Source organism: Saccharothrix sp. 6-C (assembly GCF_016695385.1).
GTDB classification, from domain to species: Bacteria; Actinomycetota; Actinomycetes; order Mycobacteriales; family Pseudonocardiaceae; genus Actinosynnema; species Actinosynnema texasense.
The window spans coordinates 6,516,819-6,540,166 of record NZ_CP064192.1 but is presented as its reverse complement, the minus strand read 5'-3'; the positions used below and the strand labels follow the sequence as shown (position 1 = coordinate 6,540,166).

General features: G+C 73.5%; 26 protein-coding genes. 11 read left to right on the top strand and 15 right to left on the bottom strand.

From position 1 onward, the window contains the following. Positions 1-234 precede the first annotated feature (234 nt). The 5 genes from IOD16_RS27515 (at position 235) to IOD16_RS27495 (ending at position 5,228) form a co-directional block, all read left to right on the top strand. On the top strand, positions 235-1,245 hold the full coding sequence (locus IOD16_RS27515; protein ID WP_123746283.1) for a TerC family protein: 1,011 nt from the start codon (positions 235-237) through the stop codon (positions 1,243-1,245). A gap of 53 nt (positions 1,246-1,298) precedes the next feature. Then, positions 1,299-3,209 carry a S9 family peptidase gene (locus IOD16_RS27510; protein ID WP_201436687.1) on the top strand — a complete coding sequence of 637 codons (1,911 nt, stop codon included), beginning with the start codon at positions 1,299-1,301 and terminating at the stop codon, positions 3,207-3,209. Between the two features lie 71 nt (positions 3,210-3,280). After that, positions 3,281-3,964 carry a Crp/Fnr family transcriptional regulator gene (locus IOD16_RS27505; protein WP_201436686.1) on the top strand — a complete coding sequence of 228 codons (684 nt, stop codon included), beginning with the start codon at positions 3,281-3,283 and terminating at the stop codon, positions 3,962-3,964. A gap of 58 nt (positions 3,965-4,022) precedes the next feature. Beyond that, positions 4,023-4,631, top strand: coding sequence for a hypothetical protein (locus tag IOD16_RS27500; protein WP_236594419.1), 609 nt, complete (start codon positions 4,023-4,025; stop codon positions 4,629-4,631). A gap of 33 nt (positions 4,632-4,664) precedes the next feature. Next, positions 4,665-5,228, top strand: a complete 564-nt coding sequence (locus tag IOD16_RS27495) for a GNAT family N-acetyltransferase (RefSeq protein ID WP_123746287.1) — start codon at positions 4,665-4,667, stop codon at positions 5,226-5,228. Here IOD16_RS27495 and IOD16_RS27490 read toward each other — a convergent pair. The 8 genes from IOD16_RS27490 to IOD16_RS27455 all read right to left on the bottom strand — a co-directional run bounded on the left by IOD16_RS27490 (position 5,210) and on the right by IOD16_RS27455 (position 13,371). Further along, positions 5,210-5,866, bottom strand: a complete 657-nt coding sequence (locus IOD16_RS27490) for an RES family NAD+ phosphorylase (RefSeq protein ID WP_123746288.1) — start codon at positions 5,864-5,866, stop codon at positions 5,210-5,212. The two genes, IOD16_RS27495 and IOD16_RS27490, sit on opposite strands and share 19 nt — an antisense overlap. A 39-nt stretch (positions 5,867-5,905) precedes the next feature. Beyond that, the gene (locus tag IOD16_RS27485; protein ID WP_123746289.1) at positions 5,906-6,490 is read right to left on the bottom strand and encodes a DNA-binding protein; all 585 of its coding nucleotides are present in this window, start codon (positions 6,488-6,490) and stop codon (positions 5,906-5,908) included. A 244-nt stretch (positions 6,491-6,734) separates the two neighbouring features. Next, complete coding sequence (locus IOD16_RS27480; protein ID WP_201436685.1) at positions 6,735-7,574, bottom strand: hypothetical protein; 840 nt, start codon at positions 7,572-7,574, stop codon at positions 6,735-6,737. Positions 7,575-7,787: 213 nt separating this feature from the next. Then, positions 7,788-8,141, bottom strand: coding sequence for a toxin-antitoxin system YwqK family antitoxin (locus tag IOD16_RS27475; protein ID WP_123746291.1), 354 nt, complete (start codon positions 8,139-8,141; stop codon positions 7,788-7,790). Next, a complete protein-coding gene (locus tag IOD16_RS27470) occupies positions 8,138-11,980 on the bottom strand; it encodes a hypothetical protein (protein WP_201436684.1) in 3,843 nt (1,280 codons plus the stop codon). The genes IOD16_RS27475 and IOD16_RS27470 overlap by 4 nt, the downstream gene beginning before the upstream one ends. Next, positions 11,980-12,282 (bottom strand): type VII secretion target, encoded by a 303-nt coding sequence (locus IOD16_RS27465; protein WP_201436683.1) that lies wholly within the window; start codon positions 12,280-12,282, stop codon positions 11,980-11,982. The genes IOD16_RS27470 and IOD16_RS27465 overlap by 1 nt, the downstream gene beginning before the upstream one ends. A 21-nt stretch (positions 12,283-12,303) precedes the next feature. Continuing rightward, positions 12,304-12,867, bottom strand: coding sequence for a YbaB/EbfC family nucleoid-associated protein (locus tag IOD16_RS27460; RefSeq protein WP_201436682.1), 564 nt, complete (start codon positions 12,865-12,867; stop codon positions 12,304-12,306). A gap of 129 nt (positions 12,868-12,996) precedes the next feature. Further along, entirely contained in the window at positions 12,997-13,371 is a 375-nt protein-coding gene (locus IOD16_RS27455; RefSeq protein ID WP_123746294.1) for an FKBP-type peptidyl-prolyl cis-trans isomerase, read from the bottom strand. A 241-nt stretch (positions 13,372-13,612) separates the two neighbouring features. On the opposite strand from IOD16_RS27455, the gene IOD16_RS27450 reads away from it, so the two are divergent. Then, positions 13,613-15,550, top strand: a complete 1,938-nt coding sequence (locus tag IOD16_RS27450; protein ID WP_201436681.1) for a beta-propeller domain-containing protein — start codon at positions 13,613-13,615, stop codon at positions 15,548-15,550. Here the strand turns inward: IOD16_RS27450 and IOD16_RS27445 are convergent. Continuing rightward, positions 15,543-16,295: an EI24 domain-containing protein gene (locus IOD16_RS27445; RefSeq protein WP_123748441.1), complete on the bottom strand. Its 753-nt coding sequence runs from the start codon at positions 16,293-16,295 to the stop codon at positions 15,543-15,545. The genes IOD16_RS27450 and IOD16_RS27445 overlap by 8 nt on opposite strands. Positions 16,296-16,409: 114 nt before the next feature. Here IOD16_RS27445 and IOD16_RS27440 point away from each other — a divergent pair, with 114 nt between their 5' ends. Beyond that, on the top strand, positions 16,410-16,640 hold the full coding sequence (locus IOD16_RS27440; RefSeq protein WP_201436680.1) for a hypothetical protein: 231 nt from the start codon (positions 16,410-16,412) through the stop codon (positions 16,638-16,640). 80 nt (positions 16,641-16,720) lie between these two features. Here IOD16_RS27440 and IOD16_RS27435 read toward each other — a convergent pair whose 3' ends face one another. From IOD16_RS27435 to IOD16_RS27425, 3 genes are all read right to left on the bottom strand, one after another. After that, positions 16,721-16,903, bottom strand: coding sequence for a hypothetical protein (locus IOD16_RS27435; RefSeq protein ID WP_201436679.1), 183 nt, complete (start codon positions 16,901-16,903; stop codon positions 16,721-16,723). Between the two features lie 34 nt (positions 16,904-16,937). Then, positions 16,938-17,186 carry a hypothetical protein gene (locus tag IOD16_RS27430; protein ID WP_201436678.1) on the bottom strand — a complete coding sequence of 83 codons (249 nt, stop codon included), beginning with the start codon at positions 17,184-17,186 and terminating at the stop codon, positions 16,938-16,940. 143 nt (positions 17,187-17,329) lie between these two features. Then, on the bottom strand, positions 17,330-17,776 hold the full coding sequence (locus IOD16_RS27425; RefSeq protein ID WP_201436677.1) for a DUF309 domain-containing protein: 447 nt from the start codon (positions 17,774-17,776) through the stop codon (positions 17,330-17,332). A gap of 244 nt (positions 17,777-18,020) precedes the next feature. Between IOD16_RS27425 and IOD16_RS27420 the strand changes: the two genes are divergently transcribed. Next, positions 18,021-19,058: a DNA polymerase IV gene (locus IOD16_RS27420; RefSeq protein WP_201436676.1), complete on the top strand. Its 1,038-nt coding sequence runs from the start codon at positions 18,021-18,023 to the stop codon at positions 19,056-19,058. After that, positions 19,055-19,612: a dihydrofolate reductase family protein gene (locus IOD16_RS27415; RefSeq protein ID WP_201436675.1), complete on the top strand. Its 558-nt coding sequence runs from the start codon at positions 19,055-19,057 to the stop codon at positions 19,610-19,612. Before IOD16_RS27420 ends, IOD16_RS27415 begins: the two co-directional genes overlap by 4 nt. A gap of 48 nt (positions 19,613-19,660) precedes the next feature. Here IOD16_RS27415 and IOD16_RS27410 read toward each other — a convergent pair whose 3' ends face one another. Further along, positions 19,661-20,458 (bottom strand): SDR family NAD(P)-dependent oxidoreductase, encoded by a 798-nt coding sequence (locus IOD16_RS27410; RefSeq protein WP_201436674.1) that lies wholly within the window; start codon positions 20,456-20,458, stop codon positions 19,661-19,663. A 48-nt stretch (positions 20,459-20,506) separates the two neighbouring features. Between IOD16_RS27410 and IOD16_RS27405 the strand changes: the two genes are divergently transcribed. Next, entirely contained in the window at positions 20,507-20,911 is a 405-nt protein-coding gene (locus IOD16_RS27405; RefSeq protein ID WP_201436673.1) for a winged helix-turn-helix transcriptional regulator, read from the top strand. On the opposite strand, the gene IOD16_RS27400 is transcribed toward IOD16_RS27405, so the two are convergent. After that, positions 20,863-21,525 (bottom strand): type 1 glutamine amidotransferase domain-containing protein, encoded by a 663-nt coding sequence (locus IOD16_RS27400; RefSeq protein ID WP_201436672.1) that lies wholly within the window; start codon positions 21,523-21,525, stop codon positions 20,863-20,865. The two genes, IOD16_RS27405 and IOD16_RS27400, sit on opposite strands and share 49 nt — an antisense overlap. Positions 21,526-21,638: 113 nt before the next feature. Between IOD16_RS27400 and IOD16_RS27395 the strand changes: the two genes are divergently transcribed. Continuing rightward, a complete protein-coding gene (locus tag IOD16_RS27395; protein ID WP_201436671.1) occupies positions 21,639-22,544 on the top strand; it encodes a LysR family transcriptional regulator in 906 nt (301 codons plus the stop codon). Between the two features lie 30 nt (positions 22,545-22,574). Here the strand turns inward: IOD16_RS27395 and IOD16_RS27390 are convergent, their stop codons facing one another. Next, positions 22,575-23,288 (bottom strand): S1 family peptidase, encoded by a 714-nt coding sequence (locus tag IOD16_RS27390; RefSeq protein WP_123746304.1) that lies wholly within the window; start codon positions 23,286-23,288, stop codon positions 22,575-22,577. Positions 23,289-23,348: the final 60 nt, after the last annotated feature.

The window sequence follows — 23,348 nt, the reverse complement described above, 5'->3', positions numbered from 1 at the left end:
CTCTCAGCCGTACCCGCCGGTTAGGGGCCCGGACGGGTGCCTCTGATCACCTCCGCTGGCGCGGGACCGCATTCATGCGTGACACTGTGCAGGCGTGGAGGGGAGTACTCCCTCGCGGCGGTGTCGTCAGCACGGAGCCTGGCGTGAGGTTCCCGGTGCCGCCGGTCGGTCGTTGAGATCGGCGGAGGAGACCTCCGGTCATTGGCGTGCGCGCGATGCACCGGAGGTTGAGTCGTGTCTGTTCCCGTGTGGCTGTGGTTCGCCACGATCGCCGGTCTGATGGTCCTGTTGGCCATCGACCTCTTCATCGTCGACCGCAAACCGCACGAGGTCACCATCGGCGAAGCCGCCCGGTGGGTCACCTTCTACGTGGGTGTGGCGATCCTGTTCGGCCTCGGCATCTGGTTCTTCTCGGGCGGTGTCTACGCGGGCGAGTTCTTCGCCGGGTACATCACCGAGTACTCGCTGAGCGTCGACAACCTGTTCATCTTCTTGATCATCATGACCACCTTCAAGGTGCCCGCGATCCACCAGCACAAGGTGCTGCTGATCGGCATCCTGATGGCGCTGGTCATGCGCGGCATCTTCATCGCCGTGGGCGCGGCGGTCATCGCGCAGTTCAGCTGGGTCTTCTACCTCTTCGGCGTGTTCCTCATCTACACCGGCTACAAGCTGGCGCGGACGGACCACAACGAGGAGGAAGAGGAGTTCAAGGAGAACGTCGCGCTGCGGCTCGTGCGCAAGGTGTACCCGGTGACCGACGGCTACCAGGGCGGCAAGTCGTTCGTCCGGATCGACGGCAAGCGGTTCGTCACCCCGATGTTCATCGTCATCGTCGCCATCGGCACCACGGACCTGCTGTTCGCCCTCGACTCCATCCCGGCGATCTTCGGCCTGACCAAGGAGCCGTTCCTGGTCTTCACCGCGAACGCGTTCGCGCTGATGGGTCTGCGGCAGCTGTACTTCCTGCTCGGCGGCCTGCTGAACAAGCTGGTGTACCTGTCGATCGGCCTGTCGGTGATCCTCGGCTTCATCGGCGTGAAGCTGATCCTGGAGGCGCTGCACACCAACTCGCTGCCGTTCCTCAACGGCGGTGAGCCGCTGCACGTGCCGACGATCGGCATCGAGGTGTCGCTGTCGGTGATCGTGGGCGTGCTGGCCATCACCACGATCGCCAGCCTGGTCAAGGTGCGTCGCCACCCCGAGGCGGTCAAGCCGGTGCCCACTCCCAGTGACCATCTGTGAGCGTCAAAATCTCGTGAGCCTTGCTAAGGATCGTTGGGGTAACGTGCTGAAGCGTGCGCCCCGATGACTTGCAGTCGTTGACCCAGCCCGGCTCCGTGTCGGTGCGTGGGGACCTCGTCCTGGTGAACGTCGCCACCCCGGACGTCGCCGCGAACGCCTACCGGGGCGGGCTGCACCGCGTCGCCCTGGACGGCGGCGGGACGACGAGCTGGACGTGGGCGGAACGCGACCTGGCACCCCGGATCTCCCCGGACGGCCGCTGGGTCGCGTTCCTGCGCGTCACGGCCAAGGGCAAGGCGCCGCAGCTGCACGTGATGCCCGCCGACGGCGGCGAGGCGCGTGCGCTCACCGACCTGCGCCTGGGCGCCGGCGCGCCGGTGTGGGCGCCGGACTCGCGGCGGCTCGCGTTCACCTCGCGGGTGCCCGAGGCGGGTCGCTACGGCGCGCCGCTCGTCGAGGGCGGTGACGCGCCGACACCGGACGCCGAGGCGCCCCGGCACATCACCCGGCTGGACTACCGGCTCGACGACGTCGGCTTCACCGCCGACCGGCACGCGCGGCTGTTCACCGTGGACGCGCTGGACGCCGACGCCGAGCCGGTCGAGCTGACCGACGGCACGTGCTCCGTCGCCGACCCGGCCTGGACGGCCGACGGCGAGGCCGTGCTGTTCCTGGCCGAACGCGACTTCGGCGCGGCCGAGTCCTTCCACAACGACGTCTACCGCGTGCCCGCGGCCGGCGGCGAGCCCGAGCTGGTGGTGCGCACGCCCGGCGCGGCCATGCTGCCGGTCGCGCTGCCCGACGGCGGCGTGCTGTTCTACTCGCCCGAGCACGCGCCCGGCACGGCCGCCATCGCGCGGAACACCAGCCTGTGGCGGTTCGACGGCGAGCACCTCACCCGGCTCACCGACCTGGAGACCGTCGACTGCGAGAAGGCCGCCGGCGCGCCGGTCGTGACCGACGCGGGCGTGCTCGTGGCGGTCCGCAACCGGGGCGCGGTCGAGCTGCGCCGCGTGCCGCTGGACGCCGACGCCGCCGCGCTGGCCGACCTGGAGCTGCTGGCGGGCGAGCGGGCCGAGGTGAAGTCCTTCGCCGCCGACGGCGACCGGGTCGTCGCCGTGGTGTCCACCTCCGACAACACCGGCGAGGTCCAGCTCGTCGGCGGCGGCACGCTCACCGACTTCGGCTCGACCGTGCCCCTGCGGCCGGCGGTCGAGCTGACCGGCGCCGCGCCGGACGGCTACCCGGTGCACGGCTGGCTGGTGCTGCCCGAGGGCGAAGGCCCGCACCCGGTGGTGCTGGCCGTGCACGGCGGCCCGTTCATGTACCACGGCTGGGGCTTCTTCGACGAGGCCCAGGTGTACGCCGCGGCCGGCTACGCGGTCGTGCTGCCCAACCCGCGCGGCTCCGCCGGGTACGGCCAGGCGCACGGCCAGGCCGTAGTCGGCGGGTTCGGCACGGTCGACGTGGACGACGTCCTCGCCGTGCTGGACGTCGCGCTGGAGCGCCCGGACCTCGACGCCGGCCGCGTGGGCGTGATGGGCGGCTCCTACGGCGGCTTCATGACCTCCTGGCTGGCCGCGCACCACGGCGAGCGGTTCCGCGCCGCGTGGAGCGAGCGCGCCGTCAACGCGTGGGACTCCTTCGCCGGCTCCTCGGACATCGGCTGGTTCTTCGCCGACGCCTACTGCGGGCCGAGCCTGGAGACCCAGCGCGCGATGAGCCCGCTGACCTACGCCGAGAAGATCTCCATGCCGTTCATGGTCGTGCACTCCGAGCACGACTGGCGCTGCCCGCTGGAGCAGGCGCAGCGGCTGTTCGTCGCGCTGCGCCGCAACGGCGTCGAGGCCGAGATGCTGGTGTTCCCCGGCGAGGGCCACGAGCTGACCCGCTCGGGCAAGCCGCGCCACCGGGCGCAGCGGTTCGACGCCGTGCTGGACTGGTGGGCGCGACACTTGGCCTGAACCGGGCGTAATCCCGGGTCCACCTCCTCCGCGAGCGGCACACTGGTCCCTCGCGGAGGAGGTCTGACGAGATGGTGATCCCATCGGGCTGGCCCACCGGCACGTACCTGGAGACGGTGTCCGACGCCGGCCGGGAGGCGCTGCTGCGGCTCGGCGTGCCCAAGGTGTTCCGGCGCGGCGACGCGCTCGTGCGCGAGGCCGAGCGGTCCGACCACGTGATCCTGCTCCTGCAGGGCCTGGTCAAGGCCACGGTGACGCTGGAGAACGGCCGGGTCGCGCTGCTCAACGTCAAGGTCGGCGGCGACCTGGTCGGCGAGATGGCGTTCCTGACCGGCAAGCCGCGCTCGGCGACCGTGACGGCGTGCGTCGACACCCGCACGCGGGTGGTCAGCGCGGCGCAGTTCACCGACTTCCTCACCCGGTTCCCGGCCGCGCACTTCGACCTGGACAAGATGATCCTGCGCACGCTGGAGTGGGGCGAGCAGCGGCGCATGGACTTCAACGGCTACCCGGCGTCCGTGCGGCTGGCCCGGGTGCTGGCGTACCTGACCGATGCCTACGGTCACCAGGGCGGCGAGGGCATCGCGTTGAAGCTCAACCTGACCCAGGGCGAGATCGGTTCGCTCGTCGGGGTGGAGGAGGACACCGCTCGCCGGGAGTTCCGCACGCTGCGCGACCGCGGGGTGATCACCATGGGATACCGCACTACCACGATCGTGGATCGCGACGTGCTGCGGAAGATCGCGGAACTGTGAAACGGGAAACCCGGTGATCGCCCTACTTCCGGACGCGGCCCGGGACGATGCTCGTCGTGTGACGCTGGAAATGGTGATGCCCCTCCGCGGCCTGGTCTACCGCCTCGTGGTGGCCGTGGACGTCGAGGGCTACAGCAAGCTCGACGCGCTGGACCAGTCGCTGGTCCAGGCGCGGCTGAGCGACGTGCTGGACGTGGCCGCCCGCAAGGCCGGGCTGGACCGCGACCTGTGGTACCGGCAGGTGCGCGGCGACGGCGAACTGGCCGTGCTGCCCACCGACGTCGACGCCGCGTGGGTGGTCGCCCACTTCACCGAGCAGCTCGCCGAGGCGTTGGCCGACCTCCGCCGCGCCGGCACGCCCTTGCGGATGCGCGTGGCCATGCACTGCGGGCCGCTCACCGCGGGCGCGTTCGGGCTGGTCGGCGACGCACCCATCGTGACCTGCCGGCTGCTGGACGCCAAGGTGGTCCGCGACGCGCTGGCGGCCACCGCCGACGACGACCTGGTGCTGGTGATCTCGCAGCAGCTGCACGACGACGTCGTGCGCACCCGGTTCCACGAGCTCGACCCCACCCGCTTCCGGTTCACCCGGTTCCGGGTGAAGAACCAGACGTACTCCGGGTACGTGTGCACCGGCGCGCCCCGCCGGGGTTGGGCCAATGGCTAGCGGACGGCGGCGTCGTTGCGGCACTCTCACCGGATGCAGTGGACCGTGCGGGCCGGACGGCCCGACGACGCGCCCGAGATCGCCAGGATCAACGTGGACGCGTGGCAGCACTCGTACCGCGGGATAGTGGACGACCCGGTGCTGGACCGGATGCTGCCCGAGAGCAGGCTCCCGGCGTGGACGCGCGTGCTGCGGCTGCCCGAACCCAGCCGGGTGTTCGTCGCGGTCGACGAGGGCACCGGCCGCATCGGCGCCTACTGCGCCGTCGACTCGGTCCGCGAGTCCCAGGACGCGCACCCCGACCTGCACACCGGCGAGCTGGTGGCGATCTACGCCGACCCGCGCTACCACGGGCAGGGCGCGGGGCACGAGGTGCACGAGGCCGGGCTGCGCCACCTCATGGAGCAGGGGTTCCGGTACGCGGTCCTGTGGGTGTTCCAGGACAACGCCCGCAGCCGCGGGTTCTACGAGTCGCACGGCTGGCGGCACGACGGGCTGGTCAACCGCTACGAGCTGGCCGGTCAGGAGCTGCCCGAGGTCAGGTACGCCCGGTTCCTCCCGGCGCCGCGCCGGCGCGGTCAGCCCAGCAGGGTGTAGTTCAGCTCCTCGCACACCCGCGCCAGCGGCAGGTCGAGGCCGGGGTGCTCCAACGGCAGCAGCACGTCCGGCGAGGCGGGCAGGCCCGTGCCGGCCGGCGGGTCCCACAGGCACACGGCCGGGACACCGGAGTCCATCGACGAGCGGTACCACAGCCCGTCCAGCTCGGGGTAGGCCGCGCGGATCGCCCGCGCCCACTGCTGCGTGATCGCCTTGGGCCCGGCGCTGATCTCCTGCGACGCGCCCGCCCGGGTCGGCCACAGGCCGGTCAGGTCGAGCAGCCGCAGCGTCCGGCGTGGCCGCATCACCACCAGGAACGGGCTGCGCGTGCGCCGGTCCACCACCGACGTCGCCTGGAACACCTCGGCCACCGACGTGCGCACGGTCAGGCCGAAGTACAGCACCCCCTGGTCGTGGGCGTGCGTGGGCGAGCCGTCCGGGGCGGTCGGCTGGGTGTCGAACCGCGCGTGCGGCAGGGGGCCGGTGTAGCGGAAGCTGTTCCAGCGCTGCGGGTGCAGCCCCTTCGCGGCGAAGATGCGCACCAACCGGGTGGCCCGGTGCACCGCCACGACGTCCTCGGTGCGGCGCAGCGTCGCCTGGAGCACAGCGGGAGCGGGCGGCTGGGGAAGCCGTGACATGCGTGTCCAAGGTTCTCGGCGACAGGGGAGTGCGACCGGTCAGGCGGGCGTGCCCAGCTGCTCGGCCAGTGCCGCGACGCGGCGGGGTTCACCGCCGGCCAGCAGCCACTCGCGCGGCGTCGTCGGCGTGCCGTCCACCACCAGGTCCTCCTGGTCGGTCGTCATGAACCCGGCGACCACGAGCGCGGGCTGGTCCGGTGGCACGGCCGCGAGCACGGCCTCCAGCCCCGGCAGCACGCCGCCGCCCGCGAACTGCCAGGCGGGCAGCCGCCAGCTGCCCCGGTCCTTCCAGCCGACCAGGCGGCCGACGCCGAGCCGGTGCCGGATGCGGCTGGTGTCCACGCCCAGCTGCCGGGCGGCTTCGCCGACGGTCAGCGCCGAGTCGCGCAGCACGGCGTGCGCCACGACGGTCCGCGCGCGTCCCTGGTCGTCGAGGACGCGGTGCGGGCTCAGGTCGAGGCCGACGTCCTCCAGCGCGTCGCGCTGGTCGGGTGGGAAGTAGCTCGCGGGGTCCGGGTGCGGCGGCGCCAGCTTCTTCGCCGCGTCGGCCACCAGCGACAGGAACTCGTCGGGGGTGACCTGCAGACCTGCTTTGGCCAACACCGCCTCCAGCGCGGGACTCATGCGCACAGGGTATCCCGAGCGTGCGCTTTTGTGCGCATAGGTAACCCGATCGTCGGACTGCATCGACAGAGTGCGCACATCTAGCGACTCTACGTAAACAACCGAGGTCGGGCATGGTGACCTCTGCCTCACCCGTGGCCGCTGTCCGGCACGTCCGAGTGGGCGCCCGCGAAGGGCGGGGTTGTGTGTGCGGATCGTGGGTGCGGCCGGCGGGAGCCGACCGGTCCGCGGGTGCGCGGTGCGGTCAGGCTTCGCCGGTGATCATCGTGACCGCGCGTTCCCGGGTCGCCTCGTCCACCTCGTCGAGCCGGAAGCCGCGGCCCACGATGTGTGCCACCAGCTCCGGCTCGGGCGGCAGGCCGTGCTTGCGCAGGTAGTGCGGCACCGCGCCGGCCCAGATCCAGGCGCCGTCGGTGCGGAAGTTCAGCGGCACGTCCTGGTCGCCGGGGATGAACTCGTCCACGTCCAGGTTGCGCGCGGCCAGCACGACCGGCGCCCCCTCCAGGTAGGTCAGCAGCGCGTCGACCAGCTGCGGGTCGAGCAGCTGCCGGTTGACCACCGGGCGGCCCGCCTCGTCCCGGCCGTCGTAGACGTGCGCGGTGCGCAGCTCCCCGTCCGGCCGCTCCGGCTCCGGCTCGGGCAGCGGCGGCAGGCCGACGCGCTGCCGCAGCCACGGCGGGATCCGCTCGTCCTGCCGGGGGAACGTGCGCAGCTCGTCCTGGAAGCCGATCACCGGCGGCGCGTTGCGCCAGCGCGGCTCGTCCTCGGCGTCGAAGTCGACCGAGAACGCGGCCGGCGCCTCGATCTCGTACACCGCGCTCAGCCACGTGCCGCGCACGGGCTCGTACATCCCGGTCCGCAACTGCCCGAACAGCTGCACCACGTCCATCGGCGGGCGCACCGGCCGCCACTGCCCGTCGGGGCCCGCGAACGCCAGGTCCACCTCGATGTGCCGCCCGGCCGCCCGGTACTCCGCCCGCACGCGCTGCCACCCCGGCGGCAGGGCGGGGAGCATGGCGCGGCCGATCTGCTTGACGAGCCGGTTCTGCTCCTGCTCGGTCAGCGGTGTGGCTGGCTGGCTCATGCGTCGAACACCCCTTCGGCTCCCCCCGGACACGGCGGGCTGATCTTAACGGCCACGACACAGCCCCGTGGTCCGGTCGGGTGAGACCGGGAGTCGGCCCCGACGCCCGCCGCCGCCGCGGACCGGGCCGATCGACCGGACCCAGGGCGCGGTCGGGCCAGGCCCCCCGTCACCCGGTCGTGCGCTGCGGCCCGGCCTCCCGGTCCGGCGGGCTCAGCCCAGCTTCTCGTCCCGGACCAGGACGCCGTCCGCGTCCCACTCCTTGACGTGCAGCGGCCAGCCGTTGGCGGAGAACGTGCGGTGCGCGGCGAGCTTGCCGTCGGGGTGCCACTCGTGCCACTCGCCGACGGCCATGCCCATGTGGTTCTCGCCCCGCGACTTCACCTGGCCGCCGGGGTAGTACTCCTCCTGCGGGCCGTTCGGGATGCCGTCGTAGTACGTGGTGAGTTCCAGCAGCTCGCCGTCCTCGCCCCGGTACTCCGCCTCACCGGTGAACGGCCCGTCGTCGTGCATGACCCGCTGGGTGTCGTCCACGTAGGTCTCGGACTCGTCGATGCGCATCGTCATTCCGCCACTGGAGGTATCAGGTTCGCCTTCGAGCGGTAGTCGAACGGCGCGTACTGGAGCCTACCGCTGTAGCTGCCGACGTCCCTCAGGATGACGCTGCAGTTGCCGCACGCCGGGCCGGGGTCGCCGATGTCGCCGGTCTTCACCTTCACGCCGTCGGCGTCCTTGCGCAGCTGCTCCTGGAGGTTGCGCGGGTCGAAGCGCATGTCCTGCAACGCCTCGCGGGGCAGCGGCGGCGGCGTCGAACCCGGCCCGTGCTGCTCGAACCAGTCCCGCTCGTGCTGCTGCTGCCGCGCCCACAGCAGCTCGTTGACCGCCTTCACCTCGGCGTGGCGCAACGGCTGGTCCGGGTGCACCTGTCCTTGGAGGACCCAGTCCTGCAGCAGGTCGTCGCCGTTCTCGTCCTTGAGGTGCCCCGGCCCGTCCGGGTTCTTGACCGGCGCCTGCTTCACCTGGTCGGGGCCGTCCATGATCGGGTGCTCCCACACGTCCATGTCGCGGTAGTTCTCCCGCAGCAAGGGGTGCAGGTTCTTGGGCGCGATGAGGTCGGTGGTCTTGCCGTTGACGCCCTCGGTGACCAACCCGGTCCGCAGGTCGACCGCGACCGCCACGTACGGGCCGTTCGCCCGTCCCGCGCGCCCGCCGTGGTTGGCGGCCCGGGACTCGGCCAGCTCGCCGACGTACTGCTTGACGGGCTTCCCGTCGACCGTCTCGATCCGCCCGTCCCTCGTCGTCACCCGGGTGGTGTCGGTGACGTCGATCCGCTCCAGCACCGCGCCGCGCGACCGGTCGGGCAGGTGGCCCGACTCCGGCGCGTCCGGCGTCGGTGACGGCGGCTCGGCCGGCGGGAACTCCGTGGGGTCGCGCGGAGTCGTGGCCGTCGGCGGCTTGTGCTCCTCGTCCGGGGCGCCCCGGACGCGGGCGTCGTCGGGTCCGGTGTGGTCGGCCTTGTCGGCGTCGTCGGTGCCGGGCGCGTAGCCGTCGTCGCCGGTTCTGGCGGTGGTGCCGTCGGGGCGGTGGGTGTTCCACTCGCCGTTGGGCGGGACGCGGGGTCGGCGGTTGCCGTCGGGGCCGATCTCGGCGTCGCTGGTGTAGACGCGGCCGTTGGTGTCGGTCCAGGCGGGTTTGGTGGGTGCGAGGACGTCCGCGCCGGTGTGGCGGGACAGGCGGTCGGCGAAGTCGTTGCGGCCGGCGTCGCAGCCGATGAGGCGGATGGGGGTCTTGCCGTCCCAGCCGTTGCGGCGCAACAGGTCGCCGTACTGCTCGGGGGTGTAGGTGTGGTTGCCGATCCTCGCCCGGCCGTCGGGGGTGACGTGGACGTCGGCGGTGAAGTAGCGCGGGTCGGGTGGGACGCGGTGCGGCAGGTCGCCCATGTCGCCGTCGCCCCGGTGGTGCGAGATGCCGGCGGGGGTGGTCTCACCGTGCCGGGCGTGCGCCTCGTCGATGCTCGGCTGGTCGCCGTCGGGCCGGGTGGGGTCGGGGCCGTCGCCGTGCGGGCCGTCGCCGTCCGGTTTGGCGCCGTCCGGTTTGGCGCTGTCCGGGGTGGGCGAGTCCGCGTGCGGGTCGGGGTCGCGGTGGGGCGGGGTCCACGCGTCCGGGTCGCGGCGCTGGGAGGGGATGCCGTCCTGGTCGCGGCGCGGTGGCTGCGCGTCCGGGTCGCGGCGGGGCGCGGGCGTGGACGAGTCGGGGTGCCGCTGGAGCGGTGGGCCGTCGGGCCGTTTCGGGGCGTGCGGCGCCGGGCCGTCGCCGCCTCGGGGACGGGCGAAGTCCGGGCTGCCGTCGCGCTGGTGCGGCGCGCCCGCCGGACCCCGGTTGGGCGGCCCGTTGTTCGGGTTGTGCTGGGACGGCGTGGTGTGCGGCGGGTTGGTGTGCGCCGGTCCGCTCGGCGAGTGCGGCGCGGAGGGGTTCGCGGGCCCGGTGCGCGGTGGGCCCTGGTGCGGTGGACTCTGGTGCGGAGGGCCCTGGTGCGGTGGACCGGCCTGCGCGGGGTTGGTGTGGGTCGGGCCCGCGTGGGTCGGACCCGCGTGGGTCGGACCCGCGTGGGTCGGTCCGGTGTGCGACGGGTTGGTGCCCGAGGGCCCGCGTGACGAGGGCGAGAGGTTCTCGGGGCCGCGTGCGGCCGGGATGCCGGAGTGGGCGTCGCCTCGGCTGCCGGGCGTGCCGGTCCAGCCGCCGCCGCTGCCCGGACGTGCGCCGCCACCGGGTGCGCCGCCCGGAGATCCGCCACCCGGCGAGCCGGCGGGCGGAGCGCCGCCCGCGCTGCCGGGGCCGGGCTGGTTGGACTGCGGGGCAGTGGTGTTCGGGTTGCCGGTGGAGGGGCCACCGGAGTGGGGCTGGTCCGGGCGTGCCGGCGCCTCGGTGGCCGCGGCGGTGGCCGCGGACGTCTGGTCGAAGCGGTGCGGTGGGGTCGTCGGATTCGGCGAACCGCCACCGGGCGATCCGCCGCCGCTGGGACCGCCACCGCCAACAGGGCTGCCACCACTCGGGCTGCCGCCGCCGTTCGGGCTGGGGCCGCCGCCACCGCTGTAGCTCCCCGGCGCGGGCTGGCCGCCCGGTCCGCCCCGATGTTCGCCGATGGGGGCGTTGCCGCCCGGTCCGCCTCGGTGCTCGCCGACCGGCGAGGTGCCGCGTGGCGCGGTGTTGCCCGGGGTGGTGTTGCCCGGGGTGGTGTTCCCCGGGGCCGGGCTGCCCGGTCCGGGCGTGGCTCCGCGCGGGAGGTCGTGCTCCGGTCCGCCCGGGTCGCGGCCGGGGCGCGGGGACGACGGGGGCAGGTCGGCCGGGTCGCCGCGGCCGGGCCGGGAGGTGGGGGGTGCGTCGGCGGTGGTGCTGCCGGAGGTGGAAGTGGTGTCACCCGGCCGGTTCGACGGCGGTGCGCTGTCCGATGTGGACGAAGTGCCGTTGCCGCTGGTGCCCGTGCCGCTGGTGCCGGTGCCGGAGGGGCTGGTGTCCGGGCTGCCGGACGGCGCGTCGATGTCGGCGCGCCCGGTCTGCAGGAAGCCGCCCTTCTTGATGTTGCCCGGGTCCAGCACGTCCAGGCCGGTGACCTTGCCGGCCAGCTTGCCGACCACCTTCATGATCTTCTCGAAGACCTCGACCAGACGCTTGAGCATCGGCGAGACCTTCTTGATGGTGTTCAGCAGGTCCTGGACGATCTTGGCGATCTTCGCGGCCCACTTCGAGATCGCGGTCACGGCCTGCGCCACGATCACCGGCGTCCCGAACCCCAGCGAGAACACCGCTTCCAGCACCCACGCGATGAGCTTGCCCACCAGGTCGGCGATCAGGTCGCGCACCATCTCGCGCACGAACCCCACGACCATGCCCATCAGGCCCACGACCGTGCCGACGGTCCCCGCCGCCGACGCCGCGCCCGTCAGCGCGTCACCGTGCACCTCGGAGTTGGTCCGGTAGGTCTCCGCCGCCGACCCGGTCCACCCCTCGGTGCCCCGCCGCACGCCCGCGCCGTACTCCTCGGCGATCTTGCCCAGCTCCTCGGCGACGTTGTTCCACGTCGTCGAGTACGACTCGATCACCGGCGGGTTCCCGGCCAGCCAGTCCAGCATCTCCTTCAACGGCTGCATGTGTTCCATCAGGAACGCCGCGGCCGAGGACAGCAGCGTGCCGAACGGGTCGATGGCCATCGCGGCGGCGTCCGCGGCCAGCCCGACCATGCCCAGGCCGGCCTCGACCCAGTTGCCGTCCTTGATCCCGTTGAACGTGTCCATCGCCGACTCCGCGATGGAGATGCCGGTCGCCCACCCGTTGTCGCCGGTGCCCGCGGTGAAGAACGAGCCCGACTCCGCGGGCGGCGCCTCGACGAGGGGGTTCTCGCCCGCCATCAGTCACCGGCCTTGAAGCTGTCGCGGATCGCCTCTTCCATCTCGCGGTACTGGTCGACGGTGTCCTTCACCGCTTTCCCGGCGGCGTCCATCGCCTCCACCGCGCCCTGCAACGCGTCCAGCCCGTACTGCTCGACCGGGTCGAGCATCATCCGGAACGGCTGGCAGAGGATGCCGTAAGCGTCGGTGGGCATGCTCACGGTCTTGGCCGCGTCCACCGCGCCCTGCAACCGCGCGCCCAGGTCGCCCAGCTGCTTGCTGTGCGCCTCGAGCGTGTCCGCGACGATCTCGAAACCGGCCATGCGATCCCCCTGGAAAGCGTGCTACGAAAGGAAGGACTGTCCGCCGAAGTCGTCGTCCTCGTCCGACCGGCGCGGTGGCCTGCGCGACGGGGGCGGCGTGGACGGCGGTGGGGCGGACGGCGGCCCCGGACGCTGGGCGGGTCGCGCGGGCGAGTCGTCGTCCTCGATGCCGAAGCGCATCTCACGGCCTGCCGGCGGCGGCGTGGGCTCTTCGTGCGGCGGGGTGGGGAAGTTGCGCTTGGCCTCGTTGAACAGCACGTTGGCCGTCTCGTCCTGCGTGCCGATGGTCTCGGCCATGGCCTGCTGGAGCAGCTCCGGGATGCGTGCCTGCGCGCGTTGCAGGGTCCTCATCACCTCGGCCGACACCTCGGCCATCCGCTTGTCCCGCGCGGACTCGGCGATCTCCAGGTTGGTCAGGATGCCGTTCGAGCCGATGGTGAGCTTCACCGAGCCGTCGCGAGAGGACTCGGAGATGGTCATGCCCTGCACGCGGGCGGCCATCTGCTGGTAGCGCTCGGCCTTCTGCTCGATGCTCTGCTGCCACTGGCCGAGCATCCGCTCGGACGCGCCGATGTCCTCGGGCACGGCGGCTCTCCCCCTAGAAGATGACGCGCGGTTGGTGCGTTCAGGATGACGCAAAGGTGAACGGCCCGGTTTCGCTCCCGGGTCGAATGCTCCGAACGGAGCAGGGGGCGAAACCGGGCCGTGCCGGCACTAGTTCACGCCGAGCAGGTCCACCACGAAGATCAGCGTCTCGCCGGGCTTGATCACGCCGCCCGCGCCGCGGTCGCCGTAGCCCAGGTGCGCCGGGATGACCAGCTTGCGCCGGCCGCCGACCTTCATGCCCGCGACGCCGCGGTCCCAGCCGGCGATGACGCGGCCGCCGCCCAGCGGGAAGCTGAACGCCTCGCCGCGGTCCCAGGAGGCGTCGAACTGCTCGCCGGTCGAGTGCGACACACCGACGTAGTGCACGTGCACGAGCTGACCGGGGGCCGCCTCGGGCCCGTCGCCGACGGTGATGTCCTCGATCACCAGGTCGGCGGGCGCGGCGCCCTCGTACGGCTCGACCTCGGGCTTGCTCGGGGCCATTTGACTCTCCTGTGGTCGCTCCACCCCCGGACGCGGGGGTGTTGGGCAATCGGTCCGGACCTACTCAATCATGTCGACCCCGGTGCGTCCGATCGGCCTACGCCCGAGCCGCGACCGGGCCCGGACCGCGACCCGGACCGCGACCCGGACCGCGACCCGGACCGTGGCCTGGGTCGGAACCGTGACCGGGGCGGAACCGGGGCCGCGCAACCTTTTGCCCGACCCGTCCCGTCCTGGGTGCATGAGGCGATGGTCCTGGGGTACGCGTGCGGCGCTGTTCGGCGGCGCGGCGCTGGTGGTGGGGGTGAGCGCGGCCTCCGCCGTGCCCACCGAGGCGGAGGACTGGCGGGTCGTGCCGCCGATCGAGGCCGTGCCGGTGGAGCTGGTGGCGTTCGACACGTGCGAGACCGCGCTGGCCGGGCTGCGGGAGGCGATCGCGCCGCACGTCGGCGTGTACGGGCTGGGCGGTCACCGCTACCTGACCAAGGCCGACGGCGACGTCGCGATGGAGAGCCAGGTCGACGCGCGGGCGGGCAGCGCGCAGCGCGACTCCGCCGCCGTGCCCGAGCACTCGAAGACCAACGCGCACGAAGCGGGCGTGGACGAGCCGGACCTGGTCAAGACCGACGGCAGGCGGGTCGTGACGGTGGCCGACGGCAAGCTCCGCGTGCTGGACGTCGCCACCCGGCGGCTCACCGGCACGCTGGACGTGCCCGCGGGCCACTCCACCCAACTGCTGCTGCACGAGGACCGCGCGCTGCTCATCGGCGCCGGGCAGGGCCTGGCGGGCCGGGGGATCGTGGCCGACGGCCCGGCGGAGGTGTACGCGGAGGACTCGTCGGTGACGTTGGTCGACCTGTCCGGCGCGCCGCGGATCCTGGGCACGCTGACCGTGGACGGCCGGTACGTCGACGCGCGGCAGGTCGGCGGTGTGGTGCGGGTGGTCGTGCACTCGGGGCCGCGGCTGCCCTGGGTGTACCCGACGGACACCCGCGGCGAGGCGGAGTCGCTGATCGCGAACCGGGAGCTCGTCGCCACCGCGCCGATCGAGGCGTGGCTGCCGCGCTACGAGCTGTCCGACGCCGGCGGCGCGCGCTCGGAGGGCACGCTGGTGGCGTGCGACCGGGTCAGCCACCCGGAGGAGCACTCGGCCACGTCCATGCTGTCCGTGCTGACGTTCGACTTCCCGGGCGAGCTCGGCAGCGGCGACGCGGTGACGATCATGGCCGACGGTGACGCGGTGTACGGCACCGGCACGTCGCTGTACGTGGCCGACGACCACCACCTGCGGCCGATGACGAGGTTCGCGCCGACCACGTCCGCGTTCACGGCGATCCACCAGTTCGACGTGTCGCAGCCGGGTCCGCCGAAGCACGTGGCGTCCGGGCGGGTCATGGGCACGCTGCTCAACCAGTACTCGCTGTCGGAGCACCAAGGGCACCTGCGGGTCGCGACGACGACCGGTGACGCGCCGGGCATCCCCGAGCAGGCGCCCGTGACGCAGAGCGCGGTGACCGTGCTCAAGCGGGACGGCGCGACGCTCGCCCAGGTCGGCAAGGTCGACGGGCTCGGCGTCGGCGAGCGGATCTACAGCGTCCGGTTCGCCGGGCCGGTCGGGTACGTGGTGACGTTCCGGCAGGTCGACCCGCTCTACACGCTGGACCTGTCCGACCCGGCGAACCCGCGCCGGGTGGGCGAGCTGAAGATCACCGGCTACTCGGCGTACCTGCACCCCGCCGGCGACGGGAAGCTGATCGGCGTCGGCCAGGAGGCCACGGAGCGGGGCCGGACCACCGGCACGCAGGTGTCGCTGTTCGACGTGTCGGACCCGGCGAAGCCTGCCAAGGTCGCGGGCCACCACCTGCCCGGCGCGAGCTCGGAGGTCGAGTTCGACCCGCACGCGTTCCTGTACTGGCCCGCCCGCGACCTGGTGGTGCTGCCGGTGACCGGGTCGGGCGCGGGCGAGCCGGCGGCCACGTCGAGCGGGCTGCTGGTGCTGCGGCTGGGCGACGCCGCGTTCTCCGCGCTGGGCACGGTCCGGCACGAGCAGTCGGCCTACGACCCGGGCATCCGCCGGGCGCTGGTGATCGGCGACGACCTGTGGACGGTGTCGGCCGCGGGCGTCGGGGTCGACCGGATCGACGGGTTGGCGCGGCAGGCGTGGGTGCCGTTCACCTGATCTGGTCGTGGAGCAGGCGGTGCGCGAGGACCGTGCCGCCCGCCATCGCCGCCGGCAGCACCACCAGCGCCGCCAGCGGGATCAGGCACAGCAGGTAGGTCGGCACGGCGAAGCCGAGCGTGACCGCGCGCCGCTTGCGCAGCGTGCGCCGGCGCACGTCGAGCTTGAGGCCGCGCCGGGTGAACGGGATGGCGGTCAGCTCGATCGCCAGCAGCGACGCGTTGACGAGCACCGCGACCACCGGCACCGCGGTCTGGCCGACGACCGGGATGAACCCGGCGGCGAACAGCGGGATGGCGAACAGGATCGCGATGCCGACGAGCAGGACCGCGTCGCGCGCGCCGACCGCCGCCGACCTGAGCCAGCTCACCTGCTCGGCCTCGGGCACGCCGCCGAGGTGGGTGTCCTCGACGGTCTCCGCGATGTGCTCGTAGAACGGTCCGCCGATGATCAGCGTGATCGCGGTGAACAGCAGCAGTCCGATCGCGACGAACGCGCCGATGATCGAGAACCCGGCGGCGAAGCGGGTGGCCGCGCGCAGGCCGTCGTTCCAGTCGTCGGCGAACGGCGTGACCCAGGTGGCGATCTCGTCGATCCACACCGCGAGCCCGATCACGCCGCCGATCAGCAGCACGGTCGTGAGCAACGCCGGCACGGCCCCGATGAGCAGCAGTTTCGGCGAGCGGAACACCAGCGAGAAACCCTGGCCGAGCAGTCCGACACCGGTCGAGAAGTCCCTCAGCACCCTGATCACCGGCGGAGCATATCCGCGGTGCGGGCCGCGAAGTCGCGAAACGGTGCTCGCGCGGTCCTGGGAGCGGTGCCAGACTGCTGGTCTCTGGGGAGAGGACGTTCCGCCATGGCACTGGACCACACCGAGCCCGTCCTGCTCGTGCGCAAGCGCGGCGATCTCGTCGGCGAGTGGGAGCGGAGCTGCCACCTGGCGCCGCTGCCCGACGACGGCACGCGGTCGACGCTGCTGACGCTGTGCGGTGAGCGGCTCGACATGCACGCGGCGGAGCTGCTGCCCGAACCCGAGGGCATGCCCTGCGTGGCGTGCCTGCTCTCGGTGCCACCGGCCCGCGGCTGAACCCGGCGCCGCCGGTCCGTCGCGCGCCGCGCCGATCGTCCACCCGGGACGGCCCCCGCACCCGGCGGGGGCCGTGATCCTCAGCGACGGCGGCGGAAGCTCAACGCCCGCGCGCCGGCGCCGACGCCGGCCAGGTGCAGAGCCACGCACAGCAGGCCGGCCATGAGCAGCGTCCCGCCGTCCAGCACGGAGCCGAGCGAGGCGTTCGCCAGGTCGAGCAGGAGGGCGAGGCCGAAGATGACCGCGGCGATGATCGCGAACACGGGAAACCTCCAAGGTGAGGTGGGTGATCACGAGTTACCCCAGGGGGGAATCCGCCAAGCGCGCGTTCGGCCCAACTTCGAGGCCCGAGTAGGGCAACGGGCCCGTGCCCGGCACGTCGATCCGGTGGAAGCCGAGCCGGTCGTAGAACGCGCGGGCCGCCGTCGTCAACGCCCGGCCGTGCCCGGAGCGCCGGTGCGCCGGCAGCAGGTCGACGTGCAGGTGCGCCGGGTAGTCGTCGGGGTGGCCGGTTCGTCGACCGGCGGGTCCCGGTCCGGCGCCCACTCCGACTCGAAGCGCGACACGAACGACGGCGTGTCCGCGGCGCCGGCGACGTAGCCGACCACGCGTCCGCCGGGAGTCGCCGCCCCCGTCCGCCGTGCGCACGCAGAGGTCGCCGACCGCGTCCCGGTCCGCTTCCCGATGAGTCACGGACCGCCGGTCAGCCGCGGCACGCCCACGCCCGACTCCGCCCAGGCCACCAGGCCCGCCACGTCGACCCCGTGCGGCGGGTCGTCGCGGTACGGCGCGATGTTGCGCGCGCCCCGGCTGAGCAGCGCCGAAGCGCCGGACGCGTTGCCGCGCGCGGCGTGGGTCGCGCCCACGGCCAGCTGCGCCAGGCCGCGCCACAGCTCCCGCTCGGGCTCGGGCGCGGCCTTCCACGCGTCCTCCAGCACCTCGTGCGCGTGGAAGGGCCGGCCGAGGTCGAGCAGGCGTTGGGCTTCGACGAGCGACTCCTCGGGCGTGCGCGGCACGCCTTCGGGCTGGCGCTCGACGCCGGGCAGCCCGTAGGGCAGCGGGCGGCCGAGTCCGTCGCGGGGGCGCGCGTTGCGGGCTCGGCCCTGGTCGTCGCGGTCGCGTGGGCTGGTCGGCACGTCTTGATCGTGTCACGAAATCGTGTCACGAACCACGCTGCCGCGAAACGGCGCGGCTCGACTCCTGAGCGGCCCGGAGAACCGTGGCGCCGCAGTCGTCCACCCGGGAGGTGACCGCGCCCAGCGAGCCCTTGTGCAGCCGACCTCCACGCGCACCTCCGTGACGCCGAGAGTCCGGGCCCGGCGCAGGTGGGCCGGTTCTTCCGGTCGCACGATCACCGCCTCCCGCGGCGATACTGGCGTGGTGCCCGGATCGGACTGGGTCCTGCACGTCGACCTCGACCAGTTCATCGCGGCGGTCGAGGTGGCGCGGCGGCCCGAGTTGCGCGGCAGGCCCGTGGTCGTCGGCGGCGCGGGCGACCCGACGCTGCGCGCCGTGGTGGCGACCGCGTCCTACGAGGCGAGGGAGTTCGGCGTCCACTCGGGCATGCCGTTGCGGCTGGCGAAGAAGCGCTGCCCGGACGCGGTGTTCCTGCCGTCCGACCCGCCCGCCTACGAAGAGGTGTCCGCGCACGTGATGGACGTGCTGCGGGAGCTGCCCGCGGTGGTCGAGGTGCTCGGCTGGGACGAGGCGTTCCTGGGCGCGCGCACCGACGACCCGGAGGCGTTGGCCGACGCGGCGCGCCGTGCGGTCAAGGCGGCGACGGGGCTGGAGTGCTCGGTCGGCATCGGCGACAACAAGCTGCGCGCCAAGCTCGCCACCGGGTTCGCCAAGCCCGCCGGCGTGTACCGGCTGACCAGGGACAACTGGGTGGAGGTGATGGCCGGGCGGCCGGTGACCGCGTTGTGGGGCATCGGGTCGCGGACCGCGGCCAAGCTCGCGGAGCTGGGCATCGGCACGGTGGCCGGGCTGGCGCGGGCCGAGCCGGCGGCGCTGGCGGCGCGGTTCGGCCCGGCGACGGGGCCGCACCTGCGGCGGTTGGCGCTGGGCGCGGGCGACACCGACGTGACCGCGACGCCGTGGGTCGCCAAGTCCCGCAGCCGGGAGACGACGTTCCAGCGGGACCTGACCGACCCGGAGGAGATCCGGCAGGAGGTCCGGCTGCTCGCGCGGCGGGTGGTCGAGGACGTGCGGGCGGAAGGGCGGCCCGCGACGCGCGTGGTGGTGAAGGTGCGGTTCGTGCCGTTCTCCACCCGCACGCGGGGTGTGTCGTTGGCGGAGCCGACGATGGAGGTCGACCGGATCGAGGACGCGGCCGTGGCGGCACTGGCAGGATTCGACGGCACACGCGCCGTGCGCCTGCTGGGGGTGCGGGCCGAGTTCGCCGGAGGACCACCGTGACGAAAGTGGTGTTGAACGGTTCCGTGTCGCTCGACGGCTACAGCGCCGGGCCCAACGTGGGCGAGGAGCACCCGATGGGCGAAGGCGGCGAACGGCTGCACGAGTGGATGTTCGCCGAGGGCTCGGACGGCGACGCGCCGTTCGCGGCGACGGTCGGCGCGGTCGTGCTGGGCAGGCGGACGTTCGACCTGGGGCTGCCGCACTGGGGTGACACGCCGTTCCCGGTGCCGAGCTTCGTGCTGACCCACGAGCCGCGCCCGCCGTTGGCGATGAAGTCGGCGGCGTTCACGTTCGTCACCGACGGTCCGCGGAGCGCGGTCGAGCAGGCCCGTGCCGCGGCGGGGGAGCGGGACGTGCTGGTCATGGCCGCCGCGGAGTCGGCGGGGCACGTGCTGCGCGCCGGGCTGGTCGACGAGATCCGGCTCCAGCTGGTGCCCGTGCTGCTCGGCGGGGGCTCGCGGCTGCTGGACGGGCTCCGGCCCACCGAGCTGGAGCGCGTCGGGACGACCGAGGCGGACGACGTGGTGCACCTGCGGTTCCGCGTCCTGCGGTGATCCCCAGGGCGGGGCCCGGGTGCCGGCCGCCGTCGTGCGCGCGCCGCGTCACCGCGCCGAAGCGGTGACGCCCTCCAGCACGGTGTAGAGCCGGGCGGCGGTGGCCGGGTCGAACTCCGGCCTGCCGGGGTCGATCGGCGTGCCCGCGCGGGACGCGGTGAACGGCACGGCGGGCGGGTCGGCCAGGAACCGGTGGACCTGGTCCGCCGCGTCGGCCGTCGACCGGGCGAACCACCCGGCCACCACGTCCAGCGCCCGGCCGCGCAGCCCCCCGACCTGCGCGCCCAGCCCGCTGTCCACGAACATCGGGTTGTGCAGCACGTACCGGACCGCGCTGCCCGGGTGCCGGTCGGCGAAACCGGCCCCGAGCAGGTCCGCCGCCCGCGCGCCCTGGCTGACCGCCCGGAACGCCCGGAACCCGCGGCTCAGCGCGAGGTCGTCCCACTGGATGCCCGGCCCCTTCAGCCCGGCCACGCCGCACAGGCTCACCACCACCGGCGCGGCCGACCGCTCCAGGACCGGCAGCAGCCGTTCCACCAAGGCGAACCGGCTCACCGCGTAGAGCGCGAACGAGTGCTCCAAGCCGTCGGCGGTGACCTCGCGGCGGCGGGTGTACCGGCCCGCGCCCAGCACGAGGTGGTCGACCACGTCGAACCGCGACGCCACCTCCTCGGCCACCGCGGCGGTGCCGGCGATCGTGCTCAGGTCGCCCCGGACCAGCTCGACCCCCTCCGGCGCGGCGGCCGACCGGCCCACCACCGCGACGCGGTGCCCCTCGCGCGCCAGTCGTGCCGCCAAGCTCCGGCCGATGCCGTTCGTGCCGCCCGTGATCACCGCGTTCGCCATAACCTGGAGCTTGCAACGCGGCGCGACGACCCGAAAGAAGGCACATCCATGTCCCTGGTCCCGGTGCCGGTCACGACCGCCGACCGCGCCGCCTGCCCGGTGTCCGACCTGCTGAGCAGGGTCGGCGACAAGTGGAGCCTGCTGGTGCTGGCCCTGCTCGCCGAACGGTCCTACGGCTTCAACGAGCTGGACCGCGCGGTGCACGGGCTGAGCCGCCGCATCCTCACCCGCACCCTGCGCGCCCTGGAGCGCGACGGCCTCGTCAGCCGGGAGGAGCGACCGGGCAAGGCCGCCGGCGTGACGTACGCGGCGACCGCGCTCGGCCGTTCCATGCTGGACCTCGTCGTCCCCTTGGGACAGTGGGTGCTGCGGCACGAGGACGAGATCGAGGCCGCGCGATCGGCCTACGACAACGCCGCCAGCACCCGGCGCGCGGTGTCCGCACTGGACTGAGGGTTCTGGCCGGTGACCAGGTTGCCGTCCACGACGACCGTGCTGGACCACGCCGCACCCGGTTGCGGCGCCGCGCCCAGCTCGCGCAACCGCGTCTCCAGGGAGTACGGCACGGCCAGGCCGCCCTGGCGCTCCTCCTCGTCGGTGAACACCGCCAGCCGCCGCCCGGCGAACGCGAACGAGCCGTCCTCGCGCACCGCCGCCAGCAGCCCGGCCGGTCCGTGGCACAGCGCGCCGACGACCTTGCCCGCGTCGTCGAACGCCACCAGCAGCCGGCCGAGGTCCGCGTCGAACGCCAGGTCCGCCATCGGGCCGTGCCCGCCGGGCAGCAGCACGCCGTCGTAGTCGGCCACGTCGACGTCCGCCAGCCGCAGCGGCGCCGCCAGCTCGTCGTCGATCGACGCCAGGAACTCGCCGAACCCGTCGGTCAGGCTGACCGGGTCCACCGTCGGCCGCACCCCGCCCGGCGTGGCGATGTCCACCCGCACGCCCGCGTCCCGCAGCACGCGCACCGACTCGACCACCTCCTCCGCCCAGAAGCCGGTGGGGTGGCTCGACCCGTCGGCCAGCACCAACTCGTCGGCCGCCGAGACGACCACCAGAACCCTGCTCATCGTTCATTCCTCCCGTGAAGTCCGGCACTGCTCGCGACAACGACCACCTCATCACGTTTCATCCGTTACCGGTCGTCTGGTCATAAGCGTTCTTATAGCTCTGGAGTTGCGCGGTGGCCGACCTCGACCTGCTGTCCACGTTCGTGGAGATCTACCGGTCCGGCTCGCTGACCGCCGCCGCCCAGCGGCGCGGCCTCACCCAGCCCGCGGTGAGCGGGCACCTGGCCCGGCTGGAGCGGGAGCTGGGCGAGCCGCTGTTCACGCGCTCCAGCCGCGGCGTCACGCCGACCGCGCGGGCCGACGCGCTGGCCCGCCGGGTCGGCGCGCACGTGGACGAGCTGCGGTCGGCGCTGTCCGAGGTGGACGACCGGGAGGCGTACGCGGGCGTCGTGCACGTGGCGGGCGCGGTGGAGGTGATGGCGGCCCGGGTGCTGCCCGCGCTGGCGCCGCTGACCACGCGCGGGCTGCGGCTGCGGGTCACCCTCGGCCTGGCCGACGACCTGCTCGCGGCGCTGGTCAACGCCAGGCTGGACCTGGTGGTGTCCGCGGTGCGGCCGGTGGACCGCGCGGTGGTCGCGACGCCGTTCGTGGACGAGGAGTTCGTGCTGGTGGGCGCGCCGACGTTGGTCCGCACGATCGACCGCGCGCTGCTGGCGGCCGACCCGGTGCGGGCGTTGGCGCACCTGCCGCTGGTCGCGTACGCGGAGGAGCTGCCGATCGTGCGGCGGTACTGGCGCAGCGAGTTCGGCCGCCGCCCGCCCAACCCGGTCGCGGTGGTCGTGCCGGATCTGCGGGCGGTGCTGGCGGCGGTGGTCGCGGGCGCCGGGGTGTCGGCGCTGCCGCGGTACCTGGCCGACCCGGCGCTCGCGGCGGGGTCGGTGGAGGCGGCGCACCAGGCGGCCGTGCCGCCGTTGAACACGTTGTACCTGGCCACCCGGGTCGGCGGGCTGGCGAACCCGTCGGTGGCGCTGGTGCACGGCCACCTGATGGCCCGGTCGCGGGAGTGGGGCGTGCTGTGACGTCCCGGCACGCCCCACTCCCGCGAACCGTCAGACGCCGGCGATGGACTGGATCCAGGACCGGTAGCGCGTCACGTTGGTGTAGGCGGTGGTGGTCTGCCGGTCGCTGGTGGACGCGACGCCGACCTGCGCGCCGCCCGCCATCATCGGGCCGCCCGAGTCGCCGCCGGCGGTGATGCCGTCACCGCGCCGGGCGCAGATCGCGTTGCCGCCGTAGGCGTCGGTGCAGCCGCTGGTGACGATCACGTTGGCGACCTTCAGGTACTGCGACTGGCAGTTGATCTCCGACCCGCACTGGGACGTCGCGCCCCAGCCGTAGACCTGCACGGTCTGGCCCACGGTGACCGAACCCGGCTGGCCGAGCCGGGCGTAGGTCGCGGACACGGAGCGGTCGAGCCGGACCAGCGCGAGGTCCGACGAGTGGGTGTGGGTCTGCACGCCGTTGGCCACCGTGCCGCCGGACGTCTGGTCGAGGCTGCCGATGCGGAACGACAGCCCGCCGCCGCTGACGCAGTGCTTCGCGGTCAGGATCCACGTGGGCGCGATGATGGTCGCGCTGCACGTCTGCCTGCCGTTGGAGAACAGCCGGGCCGCCCACGGGGCGTTGCTCGCGTAGCCGCCGCCGATGATGTACGGCGTCACGCCGCCCCCCGCCGTCGCCGGCGCGGCCGACGCCGACGGGGCGAGGGACAGCAGGGAGAGCAACGCGGCTGCGAGCGCAGGGATCAACCTGGTGATTCGCAAGGTGTTCCTCGATTCCGAAGACACGCGATCGCTCGCGCACAGGGATGTCTTGGGTCACGA